The sequence below is a fragment of the Streptomyces roseoverticillatus genome, assembly GCF_000719265.1.
Taxonomy (GTDB): domain Bacteria; phylum Actinomycetota; class Actinomycetes; order Streptomycetales; family Streptomycetaceae; genus Streptomyces; species Streptomyces roseoverticillatus.
Map to the genome: position 1 here is coordinate 71,187 of NZ_JOFL01000032.1, position 23,006 is coordinate 94,192.

At 72.4% G+C, this 23,006-nt stretch carries 28 protein-coding genes and 1 pseudogene; 19 read left to right on the forward strand and 10 right to left on the reverse strand.

Annotated elements, in window-relative coordinates:
* The first annotated feature begins 49 nt into the window (after window positions 1-49).
* Window positions 50-718 carry a DUF1707 SHOCT-like domain-containing protein gene (locus IF61_RS0128760; RefSeq protein WP_052393139.1) on the forward strand — a complete coding sequence of 223 codons (669 nt, stop codon included), beginning with the start codon at window positions 50-52 and terminating at the stop codon, window positions 716-718.
* 160 nt (window positions 719-878) lie between these two features.
* Here the strand turns inward: IF61_RS0128760 and IF61_RS0128765 are convergent, their stop codons facing one another.
* Window positions 879-2,204 carry an SGNH/GDSL hydrolase family protein gene (locus IF61_RS0128765; protein WP_030369465.1) on the reverse strand — a complete coding sequence of 442 codons (1,326 nt, stop codon included), beginning with the start codon at window positions 2,202-2,204 and terminating at the stop codon, window positions 879-881.
* Between the two features lie 355 nt (window positions 2,205-2,559).
* Here IF61_RS0128765 and IF61_RS0128770 point away from each other — a divergent pair, with 355 nt between their 5' ends.
* The 6 genes from IF61_RS0128770 to IF61_RS0128795 all read left to right on the forward strand — a co-directional run bounded on the left by IF61_RS0128770 (window position 2,560) and on the right by IF61_RS0128795 (window position 8,331).
* A complete protein-coding gene (locus tag IF61_RS0128770) occupies window positions 2,560-3,840 on the forward strand; it encodes a DUF445 domain-containing protein (protein ID WP_245684652.1) in 1,281 nt (426 codons plus the stop codon).
* 74 nt (window positions 3,841-3,914) lie between these two features.
* Entirely contained in the window at window positions 3,915-4,112 is a 198-nt protein-coding gene (locus IF61_RS0128775) for a DUF3311 domain-containing protein (RefSeq protein ID WP_030369467.1), read from the forward strand.
* Between the two features lie 41 nt (window positions 4,113-4,153).
* Complete coding sequence (locus IF61_RS0128780) at window positions 4,154-5,629, forward strand: sodium:solute symporter family protein (RefSeq protein ID WP_052393153.1); 1,476 nt, start codon at window positions 4,154-4,156, stop codon at window positions 5,627-5,629.
* Between the two features lie 287 nt (window positions 5,630-5,916).
* Window positions 5,917-7,029 carry an amidase domain-containing protein gene (locus tag IF61_RS0128785; RefSeq protein ID WP_245684653.1) on the forward strand — a complete coding sequence of 371 codons (1,113 nt, stop codon included), beginning with the start codon at window positions 5,917-5,919 and terminating at the stop codon, window positions 7,027-7,029.
* 110 nt (window positions 7,030-7,139) lie between these two features.
* Entirely contained in the window at window positions 7,140-7,997 is an 858-nt protein-coding gene (locus tag IF61_RS0128790) for a fumarylacetoacetate hydrolase family protein (protein ID WP_030369470.1), read from the forward strand.
* Between the two features lie 70 nt (window positions 7,998-8,067).
* Window positions 8,068-8,331 carry a hypothetical protein gene (locus IF61_RS0128795; RefSeq protein ID WP_030369471.1) on the forward strand — a complete coding sequence of 88 codons (264 nt, stop codon included), beginning with the start codon at window positions 8,068-8,070 and terminating at the stop codon, window positions 8,329-8,331.
* Here the strand turns inward: IF61_RS0128795 and IF61_RS0128800 are convergent.
* Together IF61_RS0128800 and IF61_RS0128805 are read right to left on the reverse strand one after the other, a co-directional pair.
* Window positions 8,316-8,537: a DUF397 domain-containing protein gene (locus tag IF61_RS0128800; protein ID WP_030369472.1), complete on the reverse strand. Its 222-nt coding sequence runs from the start codon at window positions 8,535-8,537 to the stop codon at window positions 8,316-8,318. The two genes, IF61_RS0128795 and IF61_RS0128800, sit on opposite strands and share 16 nt — an antisense overlap.
* Window positions 8,534-9,625, reverse strand: coding sequence for a helix-turn-helix domain-containing protein (locus IF61_RS0128805; RefSeq protein ID WP_078660576.1), 1,092 nt, complete (start codon window positions 9,623-9,625; stop codon window positions 8,534-8,536). Before IF61_RS0128805 ends, IF61_RS0128800 begins: the two co-directional genes overlap by 4 nt.
* Before the next feature lie 134 nt (window positions 9,626-9,759).
* On the opposite strand from IF61_RS0128805, the gene IF61_RS37800 reads away from it, so the two are divergent.
* The 4 genes from IF61_RS37800 (at window position 9,760) to IF61_RS36075 (ending at window position 12,108) form a co-directional block, all read left to right on the forward strand.
* Window positions 9,760-10,119, forward strand: a complete 360-nt coding sequence (locus tag IF61_RS37800) for a DUF6255 family natural product biosynthesis protein (protein ID WP_397945205.1) — start codon at window positions 9,760-9,762, stop codon at window positions 10,117-10,119.
* 201 nt (window positions 10,120-10,320) lie between these two features.
* The gene (locus IF61_RS0128820) at window positions 10,321-11,154 is read left to right on the forward strand and encodes a hypothetical protein (RefSeq protein ID WP_157848709.1); all 834 of its coding nucleotides are present in this window, start codon (window positions 10,321-10,323) and stop codon (window positions 11,152-11,154) included.
* 142 nt (window positions 11,155-11,296) lie between these two features.
* Window positions 11,297-11,887, forward strand: a complete 591-nt coding sequence (locus IF61_RS0128825; protein WP_157848710.1) for a hypothetical protein — start codon at window positions 11,297-11,299, stop codon at window positions 11,885-11,887.
* A 77-nt stretch (window positions 11,888-11,964) separates the two neighbouring features.
* Window positions 11,965-12,108, forward strand: a complete 144-nt coding sequence (locus IF61_RS36075) for a hypothetical protein (RefSeq protein ID WP_157848711.1) — start codon at window positions 11,965-11,967, stop codon at window positions 12,106-12,108.
* A 15-nt stretch (window positions 12,109-12,123) separates the two neighbouring features.
* Here IF61_RS36075 and IF61_RS0128835 read toward each other — a convergent pair whose 3' ends face one another.
* A complete protein-coding gene (locus IF61_RS0128835; protein ID WP_030369477.1) occupies window positions 12,124-12,417 on the reverse strand; it encodes a hypothetical protein in 294 nt (97 codons plus the stop codon).
* Here IF61_RS0128835 and IF61_RS37520 point away from each other — a divergent pair.
* The 3 genes from IF61_RS37520 (at window position 12,416) to IF61_RS0128850 (ending at window position 14,453) form a co-directional block, all read left to right on the forward strand.
* Entirely contained in the window at window positions 12,416-12,547 is a 132-nt protein-coding gene (locus IF61_RS37520) for a hypothetical protein (RefSeq protein WP_281178052.1), read from the forward strand. The genes IF61_RS0128835 and IF61_RS37520 overlap by 2 nt on opposite strands.
* A gap of 154 nt (window positions 12,548-12,701) precedes the next feature.
* Window positions 12,702-13,133, forward strand: coding sequence for a hypothetical protein (locus IF61_RS0128845; protein WP_030369478.1), 432 nt, complete (start codon window positions 12,702-12,704; stop codon window positions 13,131-13,133).
* A 156-nt stretch (window positions 13,134-13,289) separates the two neighbouring features.
* Complete coding sequence (locus tag IF61_RS0128850; protein ID WP_030369479.1) at window positions 13,290-14,453, forward strand: AAA family ATPase; 1,164 nt, start codon at window positions 13,290-13,292, stop codon at window positions 14,451-14,453.
* Window positions 14,454-14,577: 124 nt separating this feature from the next.
* Here IF61_RS0128850 and IF61_RS0128855 read toward each other — a convergent pair whose 3' ends face one another.
* The 4 genes from IF61_RS0128855 to IF61_RS0128870 all read right to left on the reverse strand — a co-directional run bounded on the left by IF61_RS0128855 (window position 14,578) and on the right by IF61_RS0128870 (window position 18,194).
* Complete coding sequence (locus IF61_RS0128855) at window positions 14,578-15,534, reverse strand: phosphotransferase (protein ID WP_030369480.1); 957 nt, start codon at window positions 15,532-15,534, stop codon at window positions 14,578-14,580.
* A gap of 204 nt (window positions 15,535-15,738) precedes the next feature.
* On the reverse strand, window positions 15,739-16,353 hold the full coding sequence (locus IF61_RS0128860; RefSeq protein ID WP_052393142.1) for a hypothetical protein: 615 nt from the start codon (window positions 16,351-16,353) through the stop codon (window positions 15,739-15,741).
* Window positions 16,354-16,488: 135 nt separating this feature from the next.
* Window positions 16,489-16,977 (reverse strand): heme-degrading domain-containing protein, encoded by a 489-nt coding sequence (locus tag IF61_RS0128865; RefSeq protein WP_397945233.1) that lies wholly within the window; start codon window positions 16,975-16,977, stop codon window positions 16,489-16,491.
* Window positions 16,978-17,039: 62 nt separating this feature from the next.
* Complete coding sequence (locus IF61_RS0128870; RefSeq protein ID WP_245684657.1) at window positions 17,040-18,194, reverse strand: Gfo/Idh/MocA family protein; 1,155 nt, start codon at window positions 18,192-18,194, stop codon at window positions 17,040-17,042.
* A gap of 70 nt (window positions 18,195-18,264) precedes the next feature.
* On the opposite strand from IF61_RS0128870, the gene IF61_RS0128875 reads away from it, so the two are divergent.
* Window positions 18,265-19,401 carry an ROK family protein gene (locus IF61_RS0128875; protein WP_052393144.1) on the forward strand — a complete coding sequence of 379 codons (1,137 nt, stop codon included), beginning with the start codon at window positions 18,265-18,267 and terminating at the stop codon, window positions 19,399-19,401.
* Here the strand turns inward: IF61_RS0128875 and IF61_RS0128880 are convergent.
* Window positions 19,367-19,807, reverse strand: a complete 441-nt coding sequence (locus IF61_RS0128880; RefSeq protein ID WP_030369485.1) for a hypothetical protein — start codon at window positions 19,805-19,807, stop codon at window positions 19,367-19,369. The two genes, IF61_RS0128875 and IF61_RS0128880, sit on opposite strands and share 35 nt — an antisense overlap.
* A 2-nt stretch (window positions 19,808-19,809) precedes the next feature.
* Window positions 19,810-20,022, reverse strand: a complete 213-nt coding sequence (locus IF61_RS0128885; protein ID WP_030369486.1) for a DUF5988 family protein — start codon at window positions 20,020-20,022, stop codon at window positions 19,810-19,812.
* Window positions 20,023-20,224: 202 nt separating this feature from the next.
* Between IF61_RS0128885 and IF61_RS0128890 the strand changes: the two genes are divergently transcribed.
* From IF61_RS0128890 to IF61_RS0128905, 4 genes and pseudogenes are all read left to right on the forward strand, one after another.
* The gene (locus IF61_RS0128890; RefSeq protein WP_030369487.1) at window positions 20,225-21,022 is read left to right on the forward strand and encodes a hypothetical protein; all 798 of its coding nucleotides are present in this window, start codon (window positions 20,225-20,227) and stop codon (window positions 21,020-21,022) included.
* Between the two features lie 128 nt (window positions 21,023-21,150).
* Window positions 21,151-21,930, forward strand: a complete 780-nt coding sequence (locus IF61_RS0128895; protein ID WP_030369488.1) for an HAD-IIA family hydrolase — start codon at window positions 21,151-21,153, stop codon at window positions 21,928-21,930.
* 160 nt (window positions 21,931-22,090) lie between these two features.
* Window positions 22,091-22,744, forward strand: coding sequence for a hypothetical protein (locus IF61_RS33675; protein ID WP_052393146.1), 654 nt, complete (start codon window positions 22,091-22,093; stop codon window positions 22,742-22,744).
* Window positions 22,745-22,763: 19 nt separating this feature from the next.
* Window positions 22,764-23,006: pseudogene (locus IF61_RS0128905) on the forward strand (class F sortase); the annotation flags it as partial.

Genomic DNA, 23,006 nt, shown 5'->3' on the forward strand with positions numbered 1-23,006 from the left:
TTCAGGTGCACGGCCCTGAATCGATTCTTCCGCTCGCTACGCTGTTCGTATGATGAGCGAACTTCCAGAAATGCGCGCCTCGGACGCGGAGCGGGAGCGGATCGCTGAGGCCCTGCGCGAGGCCGTCGCCGAGGGCCGGCTGACGATGGAGGAGTTCGAGGAGCGCCTGGAAGCGGCGTACAAGGCCAGGACGCACGGCGAGCTGGAGCCGCTCGTACGGGACCTGCCGGCGCCCGGCGGCGGCACGGCCGCCGTCTCCCTCACCAAGCGGGCGGGCGCGGTCGCGCCGGGCGGGCAGGACTGGGCCGAGCGCATCGGCGGCGGCCCCGTCAGCGGCCCGGTCGCCATCGGCGTCATGGGCGGCTTCCAGCGCAAGGGCACGTGGACCGTGCCGCGCCGGTTCACCGCCTTCGCCTTCTGGGGCGGCGGCGAGATCGACCTGCGCGACGCGCGCTTCGAGGACGGCGAGGTCGTCATCCGCTGCATCGCGATCATGGGCGGCATGCAGGTCACCGTGCCGCCGGACCTCGACGTCCACGTCGGCGGCGTCGGCATCATGGGCGGCTTCGACGACAAGGCCTCCGGCCCGGGCACGCCGGGCTCCCCGCGCGTCCGCATCACTGGCTTCGCCTTCTGGGGCGGGGTGGGCGTGGACCGCAAGGAGACGAAGGCGGAACGGAGGCGGCTCCGCGAGGAGCGGCGGAAGTCGCTCCAGTAGCACGTACGGGTTCGGGCGCGGCCCGGCACCGCCGGACAGGTGTCCGGTGGCTGCTCGCCGTGGCGGCGGCAAAGACATGCCCGCCGCTACGGCGAGAAACCTCCGCGGGGAGGGTCCGGCGGAATGCGAGGTCCGCCGGAGTCGTACGTACCCCGGAAAATCAGAGCGCCGCCGCGGCCTGCCCCTTGAGACTCTCCAGGTCCAGCGCCCGCGCCATCGCCTCGTACCCCGCGTCGCTCGGGTGCAGGTGGTCCCCCGAGTCGTATGCCGGAAGCAGCCGCTCCGGGGCGGCCGGGTCACGCAGCGTGCGGTCGAAGTCCACGACGGAGTCGAAGACGCCGCCCGAGCGGATGATCTGGTTGACCCCCTGCCGCGTGACCTCCTGCCGCTGCACGGCACCCTTGTGCCCGTGGAACGGCATCAGCGTGGAGCCGACCACCCGCAGTCCGCGCTCGTGCGCGCGCCGCACCATCGACCGCAGCCCGTCGATGATCTGCTGCGGATTGTCGACCTGCGGCTTGCGCAGGATGTCGTTGACGCCGAGCGCGATGACGACGACGCGGGCGCCCGTACGGCCCAGCACGTCCCGCTCGAAGCGCGAGAGGCCGCTGAGGTTGTTCGCGGTCGGCGAGGGGGAGTTGCTCAGCAGTATGCGGTTGCCGCTGATGCCCTCGTTGAGGACGCCGTAGCGCGGAGCGCCCGGCTCCGTGCGCAGCCGGGCGGCCAGGAAGTCCGTCCAGCGGCGGTTGAGGCCGGCGGAGGACGTCACGCCGTCGGTGATGGAGTCGCCGAGCGCGACGACGGCGCCGTGCGCCTCCTGCGTCCACACGTCGACGCCCGAGACATAGCGCCAGTACGGCGTCTTCGTCGTGTACGCCGTGCCGAGCGGCTCCTCGGCGTGGTCGCCGCGGGCCATGAAGGAGGTCTGCCGGGCGCTCGCGTGGTAGGTGACCGGGCCGGACGGGGTCGGCGAGTATGTCGTGACGAGCAGGTCGGCCGCGGCGGGCACGGCCAGCCGGACCGGGTCGCTGATCAGGGACCCGCCGACCGGCACGGTGGCCGTGGGCTGCCCGGCGAAGGTCAGCCGCTGCATGCTGCCGGGCGCGGCGGCGGGGGAGCCGGGGGCCGCGGCGACGGCGAGCGAGGCGTGGGTGACGGCGAGCGGCACGGTGCCGTACAGGTTGGAGAGCTGGATGCGGGCCCCCGTGCCGCCGATGCTGGTGTGGAGCACGTTGCGGATGGACATGCCCGCGAAGCCGTTGGCGGTGTTCGGCTCGGCGGCCGCCGGCGCGGTGGCCCAGGAGCCCACCCACTGCCCGGAGGCGGCGGGCTCGGCGGAGCCGTGGTTCTCGTGCGAGCCGGTCGCGGCCCGCCCGTCCCGGCCGCCGGTCCCGAGGAATATCGCGGTCGAGATGATGATCACGACGGCCGCCAGCGCGGCGAGTACGGCGTAGGCCGTACCGCGGGGCAGGGGTGGCCTGTTCATTGCGGATGTCTCCTGGAAGAGGCGGAGCGGGCAGCTCCGGGTGCGGAACCGGGGACGGAAACAGCGACTGATCAGCAACAGCGCCCTCGCGGTCCGATCGCCGTTCCATGATCCCACGGTGGTCTCGGGGTGCGCCCGTGGGGAGCGCCCGTCGGTCCGGGGGGTCAGGCAACGTGTCACATGCGACTTGTCAGACGCGGGGAACTCCCGGTCCGTTCCAGGAGTAGGCCGGGTAAGGACAACGCACGGAAGTCGGCTGGAACGGGTGGTGCGGATGAAACGGTCGCCTGATGGCGAACGCGGCGAGGGGCCGGACGGCGGGAGGGACGGCGGAACGGATACCGCCGAACGGGTGATGCCCGCTCCGCTGGGCGCTCTCACCTACAGCGCCGCCGACGAGGAGAAGCGCCGCGGCGTCCGCCGGATGAAGACGCTGGCCACGGGCCTCCTGCTCGCGGTCGCACTGGTGTACGGATTGGCGAAGTGGGGCCAGTCGGCGGGCGCGGGGGCCTGGGCCGGCTACGTGGCCGCCGCGGCCGAGGCCGGCATGGTCGGCGCCCTCGCCGACTGGTTCGCCGTCACCGCCCTCTTCCGGCGCCCGATGGGCCTCCCCATCCCGCACACCGCCATCATCCCCACCAAGAAGGACCAGCTCGGCCGCAGCCTCGGCGACTTCGTCGGCGAGAACTTCCTCTCCGGCGACGTCGTCCGCCTCCGGCTGCGCACCGTCGGCATCGCCTCCCGCCTCGGCACCTGGCTGTCCCGCCCCGAGCACGCCGACCGCGTCACCGCCGAACTGGCCACGGCCGTGCGCGGCGCCCTCACCGTCCTGCGGGACTCCGACGTCCAGGCCGTCGTCGGCGAGGCCATCACCCGGCGCGCCGACGCCGCCGAGGTCGCGCCCGGCATCGGCGCCATGCTGGAGAAGGTCGTCGCGGACGGCGGGCACCGGCGCGTCGTCGACCTCGTGTGCGTCCGCGCCCACGACTGGCTCGTCGCGCACGGCGACTCCGTGATGGAGGCCGTCACCGGGGGCGCGCCCGGGTGGACGCCGCGGTTCGTCGACCGCAAGGTCGGGGAGCGGGTGTACAAGGAACTGCTGCGCTTCGCCGCCGAGATGCGCGACATGCCCGGCCACCCGGCGCGGGGCGCCGTGGACCGCTTCCTCGCGGACTTCGCCCGCGACCTGCAGTCCGACACGGACACCCGGGCCCGGGTCGAGCGGCTGAAGTCCGAGATGCTCGGCCGGGGCGAGGTCCAGGACGTCATCGCGTCCGTGTGGGCGTCGGTCCGCGCCATGATCGTCGCGGCGGCGGAGGACGAGCGGAGCGAGCTGCGGCTGCGCGTGCGCGCGGGGATCCTGTCGCTCGGCTCGCGGATGGCGGGCGACGACCGGCTGCGGCAGAAGGTCGACGGCTGGCTGGAGGACGCGGCGGTGTACGTCGTCACGACCTACCGCGACGAGATCACGTCCCTCATCACGGACACGATCGCGAGCTGGGACGCGGAGCACACGTCCCGCAAGATCGAGGCCCACATCGGCCGGGACCTCCAGTTCATCCGCATCAACGGCACGGTGGTGGGCGCGCTGGCGGGATCGTGCATCTACGGGCTGACGAGGTGGCTGGGGGGCTAGGGCCGTTCGTCCGGGCCGGCGCCGGGCCCTCTCCGGGTGCCCGCCGCCGACCCCGGCCCGGTTAGGGTCACCCCGTGTTGAAACGTCCTCACTTGTTGTGGCTGCTCGCCCCGTACGTCCTCTTCCTCGGCACGCTCCCGCTCGCCGACCGGGTGCGGCCGACGGTCATGGGCCTGCCCTTCCTCTTCTTCTGGCTGCTCGCCGCCACCCTCCTCACCCCCGCCGCCGTCTTCCTCGCCTGGCGCGGCGACCGCAAGCGAGGGCGCGTGTGAACGGCAACGCGGCGGTCGCGACGACCGTCTTCGGCGTCTTCATGGTGCTCACCGTGGCCCTCGGCCTCCTCGCCGTCCGCGGCCGGGGCCGCACCACCGGCATCGCCGAGTGGTCCGTGGGCGGCCGCAGCCTCGGCACCGTCTTCATCTGGGTGCTGATGGCCGGTGAGGGCTACACCAGCTTCAGCTACCTCGGGGCCGCCGGGTGGGGATACAACCACGGCGCCCCGGTCCTCTACGTCATCGCCTACATGTCCTGCGGCTACGCGATCGGCTACGTCGTCGGCCCGACCCTCTGGTCGTACGCCCGCCGCCACGGCCTCGTCACCATCACCGACATGGTCGCCCACCGCTACGGCCGCCCCTGGCTCGGCACGGCCGTGGCGATCCTGGCGACGGTGTGCCTGCTGCCGTACATCCAGCTCCAGATCACGGGCATGGGCGTCGTCGTCTCGACGATCTCCTACGGCGCCATCAGCCTGAACTGGGCCTACTTCATCGCCTTCGCCGTGACGACCGGATTCGTGGTGGTGAGCGGACTGCGGGGGAGCGCCTGGGTGTCGGTGCTCAAGGACGTGCTCGTCATCGCCACGCTCGGCTTCCTCGCGATCTACGTCCCGAACCACTACTTCGATGGCTACGGGCCCTTCCTCGACCGCCTCGTCGCGGAGAAGCCCGCGTGGCTGACCCTCTCCGGCCACGGCGGCAGCGGCCTGGACGCGACCTGGTTCGCGACCACGAGCTTCCTCAACTCGCTGACGGTCGTCATCTTCCCGACCACCGTCGCGGGCTACCTCGGCGCCCGCAACGCCGACGCGCTGCGCCGCAACGCGATGCTCCTGCCGTTCTACAACGTGCTGCTGTTCGTGCCGATGCTGCTGGGGATGGCGGCCCTCTTCGTGGTGCCGGGCCTGACCGGCGCCGGGTCGAACCTCGCGATGTTCAAGCTCGTCGTGGACTCGCTGCCCGCGTGGGCGGTCGGGGTCATCGGCGTCGCCGCGGCCCTCTCCTCCATCGTCCCCATGGCCGTCTTCATGCTGGTCATCGGCACGATGTGGGGGAAGAGCGTCCTCGGGACGGTCCCCGCCCTCGCCGGCCGCCCGCGGCGGCAGCGGCTCGCGGCCCAGGTCGTGGTGGTCGTGGCGGGCGGGCTCGCGCTCGTCCTGACCTACCTGACACCGAACACCCTGGTACGCCTCTCCCTCATCTCGTACGAGGGGATGGCCCAGCTCGTGCCCATGGTCCTGCTGGGGCTGATGTGGCGTCGGCTGACGCTGTGGGGCGCCGTGAGCGGGCTCGTGGCGGGCGGGGCGCTCGTGTGCGCCCTGGTCTTCACCGAGCACGACCCGCTGTGGGGCGTGAACGCGGGCGCGCTCGCGCTGGGCGTGAACCTGGTGGTGGCCCTGGTTGTTTCGTGGCTCGGGCCGCGGCCGGTTGACGACCGTCCGGACGAGGAGGTGCTGGCGACGGACCCGCGGCCGGCGGACACGCGAGCGGAGGAGTCGGTTCCGGCATAAGGGGCGAATGGATCGACAGCTCGGCCGGTTAAGGCACTTGCTATGAGCAAAAGCGAATGGCGTGCACAGGGCTGACGAATTGCGACCAGGCCGACGAACCCGACTCGTCGGTCTGGACCAATTTTGACCGTACGTGTTCGGGAGATGGCGTAGATCCATGCAATGATCACCCGTACCACCGGTAATCCGAGGTTTGTGCGAAGATTCCGTCCCCGGTCCGATCGGGCCGGGCGACAAGGGGAAACATCGTGCACATAACGAGATTCAGAGCCGCTGTTGGGGCGGCTGTGACGGTGGCCGCCACGGCCGCTCTCCTGCCCACGTCGGCCGCGTTCGCGGCCGGCAAGCCGGACTCCCGCACGGCGGACAGCGCAACGGTCGAGGCCTTCGGCCGAATAGCCGACGCCGTCCTGAAGGACCGCACCTCCGTCCTGCTGGACACCCGCTCGACGGCCGACCGCAAGGCGACCAGTCTCGACGGGAAGGTCCGTCTCTCCTCCGGCCTTTCGCGGGCCGAGGACACCGGACTGTCCTCGCTCAAGACGCGCAAGGCGTGGCTCGCCGCCCTCGGCGAGGCGTACACGGCCGCGGAGACCAAGACGTCGGTCGACAAGACCACCGTCAAGGGCAACCGCGCCACGGTCCGGGTCACCGAGACCACGGAGCTCACGTACAAGAAGATCCGCGGTGACGAGCCGTCGACCACCGGCTTCACCGCTCACCACGAGCTCAGCTTCTCCCTCGGCAAGGGCGGGAACTGGGAGCTCACGGGCATCCGCCCGCAGGACGACGGCCCCGGCGCCATCAACGAGCCCCGCACCGCGGTGGCCGCGACCGGCAGCATCGACCTCAACGGCAGCCCGGCCTCGACCCGGTACCCCGGCAGCAGGAACGCCAAGCCGAAGAACCTGACCCCCGCCAAGGGCGGTCTGGACTACAAGGCGATGGCGGCCTACGCCGAGAAGTACTGGCGTAACTACAACCCCGCCTACCGCAGCTACAACGTCGCGGGCGGCGACTGCACCAACTTCATCAGCCAGTCCCTGAAGGCGGGCGGCTGGAAGGACGTGCCGGGTTCGGACACCTCCGACTACCACAAGTGGTGGTACAACAAGTCGAACCAGTCCGACTCCTGGGTCGGCGCCAACGAGTGGGCGTGGCACACGCTGTCCACCAAGCGGGCGACCAACCTGCCGAACGTCTACCAGATGGACGTCGGCGACATCCTGCAGATGGACTTCGACGGTGACGGGTCCAAGGACCACTCCATGATCGTCACCTACCGGAGCAGGATGGGCGTCCCGTACGTGACGTACCACTCGACCAACACCTACCGGAAGTCGGTCGCGAGCATCATCGCGTCCTACCCGGGAGCGGTCTACTACGCCTACCGCACGTGACGCGGCGTGGGCCACGGCCCGGATAACCTCTGGGGCGTGGCCCACAATTCCCTGTTCGCAGTCCGAAACGTCCCTTGCGGAGAGCGCCTCCGCTCTTGGACGATCAAGCGATGAAACTGCTGCGTGTGGGGCCCGCAGGGGGCGAACGCCCGGCGCTGCTGGACGAGGACGGCACACTCCGCGACCTGTCGGCGCTGGTGCCGGACATCGACGGCGCCCTGCTGGCCGACGGAGCCGCCCTGGCGCGGATCCGCGCCGCGGTCGGCGCGCGCATCCTCCCCGCCCTCGACCCCACGGGGCTACGGTCCGGGCCGCCGCTCAACCGCATCGGCAAGATCGTCGGCGTGGGCCTGAACTACCGCGGCCTGGCGGCCGAGACCCGGTCGGTCATCCCGTCCGAGCCCGTGCTGTTCTTGAAGGCCGCGGACACGGTCGCCGGCCCGGACGACTCGGTGCTCATCCCCTGGGGGAGCGAGAAGACCGACTGGGAGGTGGAGCTGGGCGTGGTCATCGGCCGCACGGCCCGCCGCCTGGAGTCCGAGAAGGCGGCGATGAGTGTGGTGGGGGGATACCTGCTCGCCCACGACGTCTCCGAACGCGAGTACCAGTTCGACCGTGGCGGCGCGTGGGTCAAGGGCAAGAACTACGAGACGTTCACCCCGCTGGGCCCGTGGCTCGCCACGGCCGACGAGGTCTTTGACCCGCAGGACCTGCGGCTACGGCTGTGGGTGAACGGAGTCCTGCGGCAGGACGGCAGCACGGCGGACCAGATCTTCCCGGTGGCCGAGCTGATCCGGTACGTCAGCTCCTTCATGACCTTGTACCCGGGGGACGTGATCCTCACGGGAACCCCCGCGGGCGTGGCCCTGAGCCGCCCGGAGCCGAAGCCGTACCTGCGGGCGGGGGACGTGGTGGAGCTGGAGATCGAGGGCTTGGGGCGGCAGCGGCAGGTGTTCAAGGACGTGTAGGGCGTCCGGGATCGCTGCGCTCGGCGTGTGCTCCGGGGATTTTGCCGGGGTTCCGGGCATATTTTGAGATATGCGCAGAATGAAGGCTGCGGTACTGGCCGCGCTCGTGGTGACGGTGGGTGTGGTGCTGGTGTGCGCGTTCACCCTGCCGGGGGCGGGGCGTGGGCCGGCGCCCCGGGAGGGGCGGACCGCGCCCGACGGCCGCGCGCTGATGCACGACGGCACGCCCCCGGGCGGCGAGACGCTGCTGGCGGGGGCGGGGATGGTTGCCGGGGGCGCGGCGCTGGGGCTTCTGGGGCTGGTTTGCAACCGGCCGCGTCAGCGGGCAGGTTGAAGAGTGTCCTCGCCGATGCGTATGGAGTGGACGAAGGTCGCCCAGGCGCGGGGTGCGAAGACGAATGCCCCTCGGGGGCGGGCTTTGCTGTCGCCTATGGCGACGAGTCTGTCTTCGGTGGCCTGCATCTCGATGCAGCCCGCGTTCTGGGCCTCACTGTAGGACGACTTATGCCACCGGTGGGTGGGCAGGCTGTGGCGTATCACGTGTGCGTCGCTTCCTGGTCGAGGTCGTTTGCGATCGAGGTGATCAGCTCGATGGAGTGCTGTGCCGACAGAGCCGAGGCTTGAATGTTCCTGAAAGCCTTGCGGTATTTCGCCACTGGCCCATCATCCTCCAGGTACAACTCGCCGTCGAGCTGCGGGATATGGACGACCTCAAGGTTCGTCGGGCCCGGGTACGAGTAGAGGTTGAACGAACCACCGGTGCATGCGTAGGCGTTCCGGGTGTACGGGATGATCTGGATCGTGATGTGCGGCGACCGGCTTGCAGCCACTAGGCGTCGGAGCTGGGTAGCCATGGCCTCGGTGCTGCCCATGTGCTGACGGACCACACCCTCCGGCATGAGGCAGACGTACTGCGGAGGGTCTTCCCGCTCGAAGACGCGCTGACGCTCCATGCGGAATTTGACGTAGAAGTCGAGCTGCTCGTCGGTCGGCGGATCGGGAGCTCCTGCCATGACCGTCCTGGCGTAATCCGGGGTCTGCAATAGACCTGGGATGACCTCGGCCTGGTACACCTCGATCCTGGCCGCATCATTCTCAAGGAGCAGAGTCTCCTTGAATCCTCCGGGCAGCATCTCGTGGTACTGGGTCCACCAGTTCCTCTTTCGCTCCTCGGATGCCAGCGCAGTCAGCCAGTCGCGAGTCTTCTGCCGCTTTACTCCGTAGAGATCCATCAGTGCATTCAGCTGCAGCCGGGTGATGCGCTGACATCCGGTCTCGACTCGGCTGACCTTGGAGTTGTCGCCGTCGATCGCCTTCGCCGCCTGTGCGACCGTCACGCCTGCTGACACCCGTGCGTCCTTCAGTGCTGCGCCCAGCTTCCGCCGTCTGGCGGTGCGCTGTGCCTGCTGTCCCACCGTGACCTCCTGACCTGCAATTTGTAGAGCTGCAATTTGTAGCTCTACAAATTGGGGTTTGAAATCTCTCTGGAAATAGGTGCATTGTTGGCAGGGCGTCCGGAACTCGCGAAGGAGCGTTGGGGGATGACATACAGGAACGGCGCGTTCGTCGTGGACACCCGGGATGGCCGGATCGTACAAGTCATCGGCGGCACAGGTGGGCGGGTTCACGTACGTCCACCCGGAGGTGGTACGGAATGGGAAGTACCGTTCGTCGCGCTGCGATTGGCGACCAGCGAGGAGCGCGCCGCGGTGCGGCGGAACCCGGAAACGGCCCGGCGCCCCGGAATCGCGGACTGTCCGACATGCCCGGCGCTAAAGGCGGCCTGGTGGGAGGCGGAGAACGGCGGGGACGCGGCGAAGGCCGGGGACGCGCTCGTCGCGATGCGGCGGCACTGGAGGTCGCACATGGCGGAAGGGGCGCAGGCGTGAGGATCCGCTGCAACCACAGGGAGGGCTGGAACTACCCCGTACCCGGGGAGGCGCGCTGCAGGACCTGCGGAACCGTCCGCTTCACGGACTACGGGGCCGTCCGGCCCCCGGGTCTGCCGAGCGCGCTCACGCCGAAGCCGAGGGACGCCCGCAAGGCGGACCGGGCCGCAGCAGCGTGGATCGCGAACTCACCCCGTAGGAGGGCGTGGTGGGGGCTGGGGTCCGTGGCATAGGTGCGGGTCACGGCGTAGAAGTGGGCTGAAGGTCCGGCCTTCCGGCCGTCTGGACGAGGTGCCGGGGCCGGGGGCGGCGCCTCGCTTCGTAGCCGGGTGGCGGGGAGCCCCGGGCGTGTCCCGATAAAGTGTTCGAGTTCGTGGCGGTGCACGCGTGACCCACGGAACACTGGGAGTGCACGCGTTACGGGGAGACAGTAAGTGAGCGGGTCCAGTGCGAGATATGGCAACCGTGCGGCCCCGGGCGGTGCGCTGAGGGCGTTCTTCCGCTCCTGGGCCGGGGGCCTCGCTCCCTCGGCCGAGCGCGTGGAGGACAAGCTCATCTCCGGGATGCAGCTTGCGCGTACGGTTCTCGGCCTGGTCGCCGCCGTCTGGCTGGTCGCGGCCTATCCGCTGAGCGGCGGCGGGCAGGAGTTCGTCCTCGGCAAGCTCCTCGAACTGGCCTTTTCCTGCGGCATCCTGGCGGCGGGAAGCATCATCGGCATTACCGCCTTCCTCATCGCGAGTACCCCGGACAGGCGCCGTGACTTCGCCGCGCGTCTGCGCGGGCCGATCTCGGCCGCCCTCCTGCTGGCCGCGGGACCCCTCTGCATCTGGTTGTCCGTCGAGACCCTCAAGGGCGACCTCATCGACGGCCAGGACCTGAAGGACTTCTTCTCCGGTTTCACCGGCCCCGGAGTCATCTGCACCGTGCTGGCCTTCCTGGCCCTGGCCATCGGCTGGCTCGCGGCTATCGCCGTGCTGCTCGGGTCGAGCGTCTACACGCTCCTGGCCACCTATCTCTGTGTCTTCACCTGCTTCATGGCCCGGGACGTGCACCAACTGCTCCCGGCGCTCATCTCGCCACTGCTGGTCTGGTCGCTCTTCGCGTTCCAGATGTTCAACGGTCCCGATGTCGCCGCGCCTCCGGAAGTGCTGTACACGTTCATGCTCGGCGGCCCGCTGTCGGTGACCGCGCTCTCGGTCTGGGAAGTGCGGCGCCTGCGCATCCGCCACGGGATCACGCTGCGCGCCGCGCTGGGCCACGGAGTCTGACCGGGCGGCGCCTCCCGTAGGGGGCGCTCCACTGCGCGTCGGCGCGCCGGGGGCCGCTCCCGGGCGCCGCGTCCACGCCTGGCGGCGCCCGGCCCGTTCCTGCGCATACTCGGGGCTCGCAGAGTGGAAGGGCGTCCGACACATGAGATCCCGTGCTCTCGCCGTGGTGACGGCCGTCACCACGGCTCTCTTCCTTGCCCTCGGCCTGGTCGAACCCGCCCATGCCGGAGGGGGCGGCGCCCCGCCCCCTCCCGACGGGGTCTGCCTCGGCGGCATTCACTACACGTTCGACCCACCCCTGCAACTGACCCCCCGGGCCACGACCATCAAGTGGTCCGGCACCTATTCCTGTGTCTCTCCGGTCCTGCCGAGCCTGCGCGCCTGGGGCGGCACGTTCGACGGATCGACTCAGGCCACGACGGGGTGTCTCCAGACGGGCGTGAAGCAGGTTCTCGCCCAGGGCCTCGAAGAGAACGACAAGTGGTTCGCTCCCGGCACCCACGAGAAGGCCGGCAGCAGCACCCTGAGCGGGATGGTCTCGACGCTGCCGCGGCAGGACGGCACCCGCGTCTACGAGTGGACCGGCACGGTCACCGACGGCACCTGGTTCAAGGGCCACCACTTCAACGGCATCGGCGGGTACACCTCGCTGGCCGACAAGAACCTCTGCCTGGCGGGCGGCCGGATCGACCACAACGACGGCACCGCCAGCCTCGTGATCCTGCCGTTGTGACCTCCGGTGATTCCAGGGCCGTCTGCCGCACCCGGCAGGCGGCCCGTCCGGTCCGCACGGTCGGTAGGCTCGGAAGAATGACCGATTCACCGGACGAGCCCACCGACGACGTACCGCGCTGGATGCTCGTGGTGTCGGCGGTGGCCGACGTGCTGCTCACCCTGCTGAAGTCGGGCGGACGAAGCAGGAGTTCCGGCGGGGGCGATGGGGGCGACGACTAGGAACTGTCCGCCGGATCAGGCTTCGGAGCCGAGGGGCCTGAGGTCGTAGAGGTAGGAGCGGTCGTTCTTGAAGCTGCGCCAGACGGTGGCGGGGGGTTCGGGTTCGTCAGCGTGACTGTTGAGGGGATGGGCGGTGACGAGGCCGTCAGCGATCTCGCAGTGCCAGCCGTCGGTCGGCGACCAGACGCACCACACGGCCCCGTCCGTTCGGCGGTAGGCGGGGCGGCCGTTGTGCTCGCCGTCGCGTTCGAAGAGGTAGCGGAGCCCGTCGATGTGGCGCACGAAGGTGAAGGATGCAAGTGCCGTCATGCCTTCGGCACTGTATGGGACGACGCTGCTGGTGGCTAAGGAGTTCTGGGCGCAGACGAGGGAGAGCGCCTGCGAGGGCTGCCACCGCGCGCTCGCCGCGCACCGGGCCGCCCGCCCGGGCAGCTGTTAGGGCGTGCCGATGCCTAAGGGCTACGGGCCGAGCCCCCTGCCCCACCTCTGACCCCGCGTCAAAAACCAACGGCGCGAAGCCTCTCCGTCCTCATATGCTCACCTCACTCCCTTCCGGTGATCTTCCGGAGATTCGAGACATGTGAGGTGGAACGATGATTCTTCGTGCGTTACCGCGTGCCGCGGCCTGGGCGCTGGCCGCCACTTCCCTCGCCGGTGCCGCACTGGCCGGCAGCGCCGGTTCGGCGGCGGCCGCCACGGGGGGCGGCTGCACCGGCCCCGTGACGAAGCAGGCCTGCGCCACCCTCATAGACGACGGCGGCCGCGGCGGCGACATCCTCTTCGAGGCCCGCAGTGACTGGCCCGACGCCGGGGGCGACTGCCGCATGCGGCTGGTGGCCTTCGACGACACCACAGAGTGGCGGTGGGAGCGCGAGCTGCGCCGGTGCGACCGGCCGCTGGACTACCACTACAACCTGCCCAACCCGACCGCCGGGCACCGGTACCGGGCCGAACTGCAGATCCTTCCCAACGGGAAGAACTACGAGTTCGCCGAGTTCGTGAAGAGCCCGGTGCTCACGTACTAGGCGCAGGGCCGGAGCACGCCGACGCCGCGGCGGCCTCGTGGCGGAGGAGGGGCGCCCGAGCCGCCGGTCGGCGATGTCCGGGGGCGTTGTCAGTGCCTCTTGGCACACTGGTGAGAACGATGCACCGCTAGGTACCGCTATGCCCCGAGAGGTCCCATGCTCACCACCGTCGCCGTCGAGAACTACCGCTCCCTGCGCCGCCTGATCGTCCCCCTCGGACGGCTGAACGTGATCACCGGAGCCAACGCCACCGGGAAGTCCAGCCTCTACCGGGCCCTGCGGCTGCTGGCCGACTCGGCGCGGGGCGGTGCGGTCGCGGCGCTGGCGCGGGAGGGCGGGCTGGCGTCCACGCTGTGGGCGGGGGAGCGGAAGGGCTCGGGCCGCTCACCGGCGGCGAGCCTGCGGCTCGGCTTCGCGGGGGACGAGTTCGGGTACGCGGTCGACTTCGGGCACCCGATACCGACCTCGGGCAGCGGCGGCGCGCCGTCCATGTTCAACCAGGACCCCGAGATCAAGCGGGAGTGCACCTGGGCCGGGCCCGTACTGCGCCCCGCCGCCCTGCTCTCGGACCGCTCCGGCCCCGCCGTCCGCACCCGCACCGCGCAGGGCACTTGGCACAGCTCGGTCAACGCCGTCCGCCCCTACGACAGCATGCTCAGCGAGCTCGCCGACCCGCAGCTCGCCCCCGACCTGCTGCGGCTGCGCGAGCACATGCGGTCCTGGCGGTTCTACGACCACGTGCGGACCGACGCCCACGCGCCCGCCCGCAGCGCGCAGACCGGCACCCGCACCCCGGTCCTCGGCCACGACGGCGCCGACGTCGCGGCGGCGCTGCAGACGATCCGCGAGATCGGCGACCGGGACGCGCTGGACGCCGCCGTGGACGCGGCGTTCCCCGGCAGCCGGGTGGAGATCGTCAGCGAGGGCGGCCGGTTCGAGCTCAAGCTGCACCAGCGCGGGCTGCTGCGCCCGCTCGGCGCGGCCGAGCTCTCCGACGGCACCCTGCGCTATCTGCTGTGGACGGCCGCGCTGCTCACCCCGCGCCCGCCCGCGCTGCTCGTCCTCAACGAGCCGGAGTCCAGCCTGCACCCGGACCTGCTGGCCCCGCTGGCCGACCTGATCCTGACGGCGGCGCGGGACACCCAGATCGTGGTGGTGACGCACGCCCCTGACCTGGCCGCGGCCCTCGGCCGCGGCGCCGGCCGCCACCGCATCGACGTCAACTCCATCGCCCTCGTCAAGGACGCCGGCGGGCAGACGGACGTCGGGGGCCGCGAGAGCATGCTGGACGAGCCCCTCTGGCACTGGCCCAAGCGCTGACCACCCGTGTCAGCCGTACGAGCCGTGCCACCCGTACGAGCCGTGCGATCCGTATGAGCCGCAGCCCGTACGAGCCGTGCGGCCGTACGGGCCATGACGCCCGTACGGGCCGGGAGCGTACGGGCTAGGAGGCGGCGGCCGGCAGGCTCAGCGGGGCGCGGGAGCGCCAGAGGCCGACGACCGGCTCCAGCGTCGGGGCCAGGTCCGGCTTCAGGGTGGCGAAGGCCAGCGCGCCGACCACCTGCAGGAGCCGCGCGCCCTCCATGACGTCCAGCAGGGCGCGGTCCACCGCCGTGCCGCTCACGCGTTCGTACTCCTCGACCCCGGGCGGGCCCACGAGCGTGAGGTCCCACTCCACGGGGCCGCGGGTGACGTCCTCGAAGTCGCTGAAGAGGTGGCCCGTAGCGGTGCGCAGGGCGTTGTACGCGGGGGAGTCGCCGTGCAGCGTCTGCAGGCGGGCGCCGGGGAAGTACGCGGAGAAGTCCTGGACGAGGGTCTCCAGGACGGCGTACTCCGCGTGGGCCCGGTCGAGTTCGGCCGCGGTGAGCATCGGGTGCGGGTTCCTGGCCAGCTCGGCCAGGGTGAGGCCCACGGCGGGGACGAGGGGCGACAGGACGGGCAGGTCGTCGCCGGGGTAGCCGGCGAGCAGCGCGTGCAGCTGCGCCGCCCAGCCCGTCTGCTCGACGAAGCGCTTCTCCAGGGCCGCCGGGTCCGTCACGCCGGAGAGGGGGTCCGTCTCGGTGACGAACTCCCAGAAGGTCAGCGACCTTCCGTCCAGCTCGACGGGCTCGCGGGGGACCAGGGGGCTCGGCGCCACGACGGGCGCGCCCCGGTCCGCCAGCCAGCCCGCGACGGCGAGCTCGCGGCGCTGCTTCGCGGCCTGCTCCTCGACCGGGGCGACGGCCAGGGCGGGCACGCGTACGACGACGGGATGCGGGGCGAGGTGGACCAGCACGTTGAAGACGTTGTGCAGGACGCGCGGCTCCTCCGCCTGCAGTCCCAGTCCGCGACCGGCCCTGGTGGCGAGGGCGAGGGCGTACTCGGCGCGCTGGTCCGCGGTCATGATGCCAGGATCGGTCATATCGGCGATCCTGCCCGGCGAAGTGCGTGGCTGTCGAAGCCATTTCGGCCGTCAGGAGCCGGTGCGATCACTGGGAGCCGGTGTGACCGCTAGGAGCTGGTGCGATCTCCAGGAGCTGGTGCAGCCATCGCGAGCTGGGGCCGTCGTCACGAGCCGGTGCCGTCGTCGCGAGCCAGTCGCCGTCGTCACGAACCCGCGCCACCGTCACGAACCCGCGCCGTCGCGGTCGGCCCTTCCCACGAAGGCGAGCGCCTGCATGAAGAGCACGCCCCCGGCGGGCATCAGGTCGAGGCTTATGCCCATGACGACGATGCCGAGCACTATCGCGGTCAGCGTCCAGCCGGTGACGGGGCCCCGGCGGGAGACGAGCGCCCCGACAAGGGCGACCAGACCCACGTAGAAGAGGAGGGGGCCGGCGGAGTAGACGACGAGGTGGACGGCGGCGTGCGACTGGACCTGCTCGAAGAGGTCGCTCATCTCCGCGCCGTCCGCGGCCCGGAAGCCCACGACGAGGTCGATGGCCGCCTGCGCGAGGGAGGCGGCGAGGCCCGCGAGCGCGACGACGGTGCTGACGGCGGCCACGCGGCGCCGCGCCGGGGAGCCGGCGGGCGCGAGGCGGCGCAGGCCGAGGAAGACCGGCCCGAACAGGGCCAGGCCGCAGAAGAGGGCCAGGTGACCCGCGGTCCAACCCGGGCCGGGCACGCCGGAGTCGGACAGCAGCCGGATGATTCCGTAGACGGCGAGGAGCGCCGGGCCGGCGATGAGGCAGAAGCGGGTCAGCGGGGTGAGGACGGGCCGTCCCGGCGCGTGAGGGGTCATGCTTCGATCCTGCGCCGCGGCACGGCGGAGATCATCGGTGATCTCCCCGACGCCACCCTGAGGGAACCCTTGGGGGTACGGGCCTTCGCGCGTACGGGTGGGATGCCCGCAGGAGGCCCGGCTTCCGTCACCCCGTCAGGAGTCCGCCAGGAAGCGCTCCAGGCCCGCCACCACCAGGGCGTGGTCCTCCGCCTGAGGCAGGCCCGAGACGGCGACCGCACCCACCACGCCCGTGCCCCGTACACGCAGCGGGAAGGCGCCGCCGTGGGCCGCGTAGCGGTCCGGATCCAGCCGGGACGACTCCTCGAACGTGCGGCCCTTGGCGCGGAAGCGGGCCCCGACCAGGAACGACGACTCCCCGTACCGCTCCACCACACGGCACTTGCGCGCGATCCACGCGTCGTTGTCCGCGGACGTGCCGGGGAGCGCGCAGTGGAAGAGCCGCTGCGCGCCCCGGCGGATGCCGATCGTGACGGCCGCGTCCCGCTCCCGGGCCAGGCCCACGAGCAGGCTGCCCAGCCGCCAGGCGTCGTCGTTGCCGAAGCGGTCCAGGGTCAGCCGGCGCTCGGCCTCTTCCATGGCCGTCACCTCATCTTGGACCGCCGCCTCTTCCTGGGCCGTCACCTCTTCCAGCGCCGCTACCTCTTCCAGCGCCGCTACCTCTTCCTGGGCCGCCGCCTCCGCGCTCACCGGGGCTCCCCGATCCGCACCGTGCGCCCCTCGTCCGCCGACACCTTCGCCGCCTCCAGCACCTGCAGCGCCGCCACCGCTTCCCGCGCCGTCACCGGCGGTTCGGCGCCCGTGCGCAGGGACGTCTCGATGGCCGCGTAGTAGGCGGGGTAGTCGCCCGGGAGCGTGGGTACGGGGTCGCCGCCGCCCGTCTGAGGGGACTCGCCCGCGCCGAGGCGGCCCCAGAGGGACTCGGGTTCGACGCCCCAGCCGGAGCGGTCGGCGCCGGGGCGCAGGCCCTCGCGGAGGGCGGCCTCCTGCGGGTCCAGGCCGTACTTCACGTAGCCCGCCGCGCTGCCCAGCACCCGGAAGCGGGGGCCGAGCTGGGCCGTGGTGGCGCTGACCCACAGGTGGGAGCGGACGCCGTTCTCGTGCGTCACGGCGATGAACGTGTCGTCGTCGGCCTCCGCGCCCGGGCGGCGTACGTCCGCCTCGGCGTAGACGGCCGCGGCGGGGCCGAAGAGGGCGAGGGCCTGGTCCACGACGTGGCTGCCCAGGTCGTAGAGGAGGCCGCCGATCTCCGCCGGGTCGCCGGACTCGCGCCAGCCGCCCTTCGGCTGCGGGCGCCAGCGCTCGAAGCGGGACTCGAAGCGCAGGACGCTGCCGAGCGCGCCGTCGGCCAGGAGCCGCCGCACGGTGCGGAAGTCGTTGTCCCAGCGGCGGTTCTGGAACGGGCTCAGCAGCAGGCCGCGCTCCTCCGCGAGGCCGGCCAGCGCCTCCGCCTCGGCGGCCGTCGCGGCGAGCGGCTTGTCGACGACGACGGGGACGCCCGCTTCGAGGGCGGCGTAGGCCAGCGGCACGTGGGTCCGGTTCGGGGAGGCGATGACGATCAGGTCGAGCTCCCCGGCGCGCTCGAAGAGCGCGTCGCTGCCGGCGACCGTCCGCACCCCGGGGTGCTCGGCCACGGCCCGCTGCTGCCGGTCCGGGTCGCCGGTGACGACGGTGTCGAGGACGAGGCCGTCCGTGGCGGCGATGAGCGGGGCGTGGAAGACGGAGCCCGCCAGCCCGTAGCCGATCAGGCCCACCCGGAAGCCGTCCTGCCGGGCGGTCCCGCTGGTTCCGCCGGGTCCACCGGTCCCGTCGCCGCTGTTCGTGCCGTCCATGCGATCCATGCCGTCCATGCCCTCCACTTTGGCAACGCTGTTGCGAAACTGCAAGCGAGCGGCAGGGACAGCAGTGACAATGGCTCCCGTGAACCGCACGTCGCCCGCCACCCCCGGCGCCAACCTCACCGCCCTCCGCGACCACAACACCGCCCTCGTCCTCGGCCTGCTGCGCGACGCCGGGCCGGAGGGCGCGAGCCGGGCCGAGCTGGCCGCCCGCACGGGCCTCACCCCGCAGGCCGTCAGCAAGATCACCGCACGGCTGCGGGCCGCCGGCCTGGCCGCCGAGGCGGGCCGCCGCGCGTCCACGGGCGGCAAGCCGCCCACCGTCCTGCGCCTCGTCCCGGACGCCGCGCACGCCGTCGGCGTGCACCTCGACCGCGACGCCCTGACGGTCACGCTCGTCGACCTCTCCGGCGCCGAGACCGCGACCCGCACGTCCCCCCTCGACCTCGGGGCGGGCGCGGAGACGGTCCTGGACGCGGTGACGGCGGAGGTCGCGCAGGTGCGCGCCGCGGCGGGCAGCGCCCTCCTCGGCGCGGGCGTCGCCCTCCCCGGCCCCCTCGACCACCGCACCGGCGTCCTGCACCGCGTCACCGGCTTCCCCCAGTGGGACGGCTTCCCGCTGCGCGACGCCCTCGCCGGACGGCTCGGCCTGCCCGTCGTCGTCGACAAGGACACCAACGCCGCCGCCCTCGGCCTCGTGCTCCGCCGCTGCGTCGGCCCGGCCGGCTCCTTCGCGTACCTCCACCTCGGCACGGGCCTGGGCGCCGGGCTCGTGCTGGGCGGCGCGGTGCACCGGGGCGCGCGGACCGGCGCGGGGGAGTTCGGCCACCAGGTCCTCCTGCTGGACGGCCCGCCGTGCCCCTGCGGCAACCGCGGCTGCATCGAGGTGCTGTGCCTGGACGCCGTCGCCCGCGGCGACATCGCGGAGGCGGCCCGCCTGCTCGGCACCGGCGCCGCCAACCTCGTACGCCTCCTGGACGTCGACCTCGTGCTGCTCGGCGGCGGCACGCTCCTGCGGGACGCCGCCGCCTACGCGGGCGGCGTGCGGGACGTGCTCGGAGACACGGGCGGTGGTGTCCCGGTGGCCGTCACCCCGGCCGGGGACCGCACCGTCGTCGAAGGGGCCGCGGAGCTCGTCCTGGCGTCGCTGTTCGGCCGGGAAAGCCGGGGCGGCCTCACGCACCCGTTCCCAGGAACCTCTCGACCTTGACCGACGCGACCCGCACGGCGAACGACTCCTCCAACTCCGAGGCGTCGTCGCCCTCCTCGAACCGCATGCTCGTCCCCGTCCCGTCCGGCCCGGTGTACAGCGTGACCGCCCATCGCGGCCGCGGCCCCTTGCCCGGCCGGCCGCGCCGCGAGGGCACCAGCACCGACCGGACGGGCCCGCCGCGCTCGTACGTGCCGGGGCCCAGCTCCTCCCACCGGCCGCGGAAGTGCGGCGCCGAGAAGACCGCGGGCAGGTCCTTGCCGGGATAGTGCCCGAGGAAGGGCTCCAGCAGGTCACCGATCAGGGGCAGGCCGGCCAGGCCCTTGAGAGGGTTCCTCCGGTACGTCTCGGCGTCGTCGCCGCTCCGCGGGCCCTGCGCCCCGAGCCCGCCGTGCTCCTCCGTCACCGCTACTCCGCCACCTCCGTGCGGCCCGTCCACTCGTAGACCGGCAGCCGGCCCCCGGGCGTGTCCCACTGCCGTGAGGTGGCCCGGAAATGTTCGTAACCGCCCCGGAAGGGCACCTTCACTTCCTCGCCCGGCGCCGGGACCGGGACGATGTGCTCCGGGAGGCCCTCCGGCCCGCCCTGGAGGACGCACTTCTCAGCATCAGCAGTGGCCATGCCCCGATCCTGACCGAGCGGCGCCCGGCCGGCACGGCCAGGCGCACCGGCTCCACTCGGATGACACGAAAATAGGCTCATCGGGCGGTATGTGACGGCTGGTCGGGGTACGCGGCCGCGCCGGGCCGGGACCCGCGGGCGGGCGGTGGGAGGTTCGAGGCAGCAACCGGACCCCACCGACCCCCACCGCAAAGGTCCCGCGATGCCCAAGCCCCGTGCGCTCGTCCTCGGCGCCACCGCGCTCGCGATCTTCTCGACGGCGGCCCCCGCCCCCGCGCACCAGGCGGCCGGCCCGGACCCCGCCCGCGCCCGCTGCGCCGCCCCCGGCGCCCCCGACTTCCCCATCGCCGCGCAGCTGAGCGGCGGCCCCGAGACGTACGAGCGCGGCGCCGCGCCCCGCACCTGGCGGCTGGAACTGCGCAACGAGTCCGCCGCCGAGTGCCGCGCCGTGCACCCCGTCGCGGTCCTCGCCGACCGCGGCCGCGCGCTGCGGCCGGGCGACATCCGGCTCGACTTCTACGACGCCGGGACCGCCCGCTGGCGCCCCGTCCGCTTCGAGCGGACCGACGAGGCCGAGAACGTCGGCGTCTTCGACGGCACGGCCCCGGCCGCCGGCCGCGCGGACCGCACGGCACGCACCGCGGCCGTCCCCGGGTTCGGCGGCTTCTCCGTCCCCGCGCACGGCAGCGTGCCCGTACGCGTCCGCCTGGCCTTCGCCAAGGGCGCCCCGGAAGGGTCCGTGACCGCCAACATCACCGCCGTGCAGCGGCGCGGCGACGACGGCGAGTGGGTGGGGGAGTCCAACGACTACACGTTCGGCATCGGCAGGATCCCGGACCGCGCGGGAGCCCCCGCCAAACGCGGCGCCGACGACGGCGAACAGCCCCTGCTGGCCGACACGGGCTCCCAGCGCCCCCTCCTCGCCATCGCGGCGGCGGCCGGCGCGCTGCTCCTCGCGGGAGCGTCCCTGATCGTGGGGGCCCGGCGCTCGGGGCGCTGAGGTTATCCACAGGCGGCAAGGACTCCACCGTGACCTGTTTACGCTTGAGGGGCAGGCCGTGGCACGAAGAGGTGCGACCCGGCGTCCCCGAGCCCCGTCAAGCGGGCGCGTACGGCAGGAGTCCCCGTATGGCAGAGCGCAAGCCGATCGAGTCCTGGCTGACCGACATGGACGGCGTCCTGATGCACGAGGGCATTCCCGTCCCCGGTGCCGACGCCTTCATCAAGCGGCTCAGAGAATCCGGCAAGCCCTTCCTCGTGCTGACCAACAACTCCATCTACACCCCGCGTGACCTGCACGCCCGCCTCGCCCGCATCGGGCTGGACGTGCCGGTCGCGAACATCTGGACGTCCGCGCTGGCCACCGCCCAGTTCCTGGACGACCAGCGGCCCGGCGGCACCGCGTACGTCATCGGCGAGGCCGGGCTGACCACCGCCCTGCACGACATCGGCTACGTCCTCACCGACGCCGAGCCCGACTACGTCGTCCTGGGCGAGACCCGGACGTACTCCTTCGAGGCGCTCACCAAGGCCATCCGGCTCATCAACGCCGGTGCGCGCTTCATCGCGACCAACCCCGACGAGACCGGCCCGTCCGCCGAGGGCGCCCTGCCCGCCACCGGCTCCGTGGCCGCCCTGATCACCAAGGCGACCGGCCGCGAGCCGTACTTCGTCGGCAAGCCCAACCCCCTGATGATGCGGGCCGGCCTCAACGCCATCGGCGCCCACTCCGAGGGCAGCGCCATGATCGGCGACCGGATGGACACCGACATCCTCGCCGGCCTGGAGGCCGGCATGCAGACCTTCCTCGTCCTCACCGGGCTGACCGGGCCCGAGGACATCGACCGCCACCCCTTCCGGCCCTCCCGCGTCGTCGACTCGATCGCGGATCTGGTCGACCTCGTCTGACGCCGGGTCGGATCGCCGGGCCCGGCCGCCCGGCCCGGCCGCCCGGTGCGGGCCCTGATCTGAACGGGCCCCGTCCGGCACCGAACGGAGCAACCCGCCCACGGAGCGGATGCGCCCGCCGGGAACGGCAGGTGAATCTCTGACTGTCAGGAGGTTCACCATGGACTCTGTCCGTCTTGCCCTGTGCGGTGCTCTCGCGGCCGTCGCCGTCTGCGCGCCCCTCGCGCACGCCAACGACGAGCCCGCCACCATGTCCGGAACGATCGAACTCACCCCCGTCAGCGCCCACCCCGGCGGCCAGGTGCAGCTGCGCGTCGCCGGCTGCTCGGGCGACAGGGCCACCGCCGCCTCCGAGGCGTTCGTGGCCGACGCCCGGCTCGCCAGGGACTCGGCCGGCCTGTTCGCCGCGGCGGCCGTCCGCTCGTCCGTGGACCCCGGCGTCTATCCCGTACGGGTCGCGTGCGACGGCGAGGACGCGGTGGCCGAGGGCAAGCTGACCGTCGTCCCGCACGGCAAGCCCCTGCCGTCCACGCACGGCCACGATCAGGCGCCGCCGCCCTCCCCGTCGCCGCAGCACGACCGGGAGCGCGCGATGGACAGCAGGCCCGCCGTCCACCCGCAGCCGCCCCGTGCGCCGCACGAGCCGCCGGCCCCCGTGGCGCCCGTCCCCGCGGGCGGGGGCGGCACCGCGGCCGAGAACGCCCCCGGCACCCCCGGCCTCGTCCTGGCGGGCGTCACGGCGCTCATCGCCACCGGCCTGATCTGGCACCGGCGCCGGACCGAGGCGGCCCAGCAGTCCTCCGGGCAGCAGTGAGGGAAAGCGACTCCAGGCCATGTCCGAGCCCGTCCCACCCGACTCCTGCGCACCACCCGGACCGCCCTCCCGCGCCGGCGGCCGCGGCCGGCTCCTGACGGGCGTGGTGTGGGTCGCCCTGCTGGTCGGCCTGTGGCTGTGGGGACGCGAGATCACCGAAGGGCACGGGCCCTCCGTCACCCCCACCGCCGGGGACGTCGCCGCGGCCGGCCGCCCGCTCGCCGACCCGCTGCCCCCGGCCCGCCCGCCCCTCCCCCCGGCC

What these genes read in the sequence shown, in the direction of transcription:
- IF61_RS0128835 (WP_030369477.1), bottom strand. Translation starts at nt 12,417, where the DNA reads ATGACGGCACTTGCATCCTTCACCTTCGTGCGCCACATCGACGGGCTC.
- IF61_RS0128860 (WP_052393142.1), bottom strand. Translation starts at nt 16,353, where the DNA reads ATGACCCCTCACGCGCCGGGACGGCCCGTCCTCACCCCGCTGACCCGC.
- IF61_RS37520 (WP_281178052.1), top strand. Translation starts at nt 12,416, where the DNA reads ATGCCTTCGGCACTGTATGGGACGACGCTGCTGGTGGCTAAGGAGTTC.
- IF61_RS0128825 (WP_157848710.1), top strand. Translation starts at nt 11,297, where the DNA reads ATGAGATCCCGTGCTCTCGCCGTGGTGACGGCCGTCACCACGGCTCTC.
- IF61_RS0128870 (WP_245684657.1), bottom strand. Translation starts at nt 18,194, where the DNA reads ATGGATCGCATGGACGGCACGAACAGCGGCGACGGGACCGGTGGACCC.
- IF61_RS33675 (WP_052393146.1), top strand. Translation starts at nt 22,091, where the DNA reads ATGGACTCTGTCCGTCTTGCCCTGTGCGGTGCTCTCGCGGCCGTCGCC.
- IF61_RS0128795 (WP_030369471.1), top strand. Translation starts at nt 8,068, where the DNA reads ATGCGCAGAATGAAGGCTGCGGTACTGGCCGCGCTCGTGGTGACGGTG.
- IF61_RS0128770 (WP_245684652.1), top strand. Translation starts at nt 2,560, where the DNA reads ATGCCCGCTCCGCTGGGCGCTCTCACCTACAGCGCCGCCGACGAGGAG.
- IF61_RS0128790 (WP_030369470.1), top strand. Translation starts at nt 7,140, where the DNA reads ATGAAACTGCTGCGTGTGGGGCCCGCAGGGGGCGAACGCCCGGCGCTG.
- IF61_RS0128890 (WP_030369487.1), top strand. Translation starts at nt 20,225, where the DNA reads ATGCCCAAGCCCCGTGCGCTCGTCCTCGGCGCCACCGCGCTCGCGATC.
- IF61_RS0128855 (WP_030369480.1), bottom strand. Translation starts at nt 15,534, where the DNA reads ATGACCGATCCTGGCATCATGACCGCGGACCAGCGCGCCGAGTACGCC.
- IF61_RS36075 (WP_157848711.1), top strand. Translation starts at nt 11,965, where the DNA reads ATGACCGATTCACCGGACGAGCCCACCGACGACGTACCGCGCTGGATG.
- IF61_RS0128760 (WP_052393139.1), top strand. Translation starts at nt 50, where the DNA reads ATGATGAGCGAACTTCCAGAAATGCGCGCCTCGGACGCGGAGCGGGAG.
- IF61_RS0128895 (WP_030369488.1), top strand. Translation starts at nt 21,151, where the DNA reads ATGGCAGAGCGCAAGCCGATCGAGTCCTGGCTGACCGACATGGACGGC.
- IF61_RS0128780 (WP_052393153.1), top strand. Translation starts at nt 4,154, where the DNA reads ATGGTGCTCACCGTGGCCCTCGGCCTCCTCGCCGTCCGCGGCCGGGGC.
- IF61_RS0128845 (WP_030369478.1), top strand. Translation starts at nt 12,702, where the DNA reads ATGATTCTTCGTGCGTTACCGCGTGCCGCGGCCTGGGCGCTGGCCGCC.
- IF61_RS0128850 (WP_030369479.1), top strand. Translation starts at nt 13,290, where the DNA reads ATGCTCACCACCGTCGCCGTCGAGAACTACCGCTCCCTGCGCCGCCTG.
- IF61_RS37800 (WP_397945205.1), top strand. Translation starts at nt 9,760, where the DNA reads ATGCCCGGCGCTAAAGGCGGCCTGGTGGGAGGCGGAGAACGGCGGGGA.
- IF61_RS0128885 (WP_030369486.1), bottom strand. Translation starts at nt 20,022, where the DNA reads ATGGCCACTGCTGATGCTGAGAAGTGCGTCCTCCAGGGCGGGCCGGAG.
- IF61_RS0128875 (WP_052393144.1), top strand. Translation starts at nt 18,265, where the DNA reads ATGGCTCCCGTGAACCGCACGTCGCCCGCCACCCCCGGCGCCAACCTC.
- IF61_RS0128765 (WP_030369465.1), bottom strand. Translation starts at nt 2,204, where the DNA reads ATGAACAGGCCACCCCTGCCCCGCGGTACGGCCTACGCCGTACTCGCC.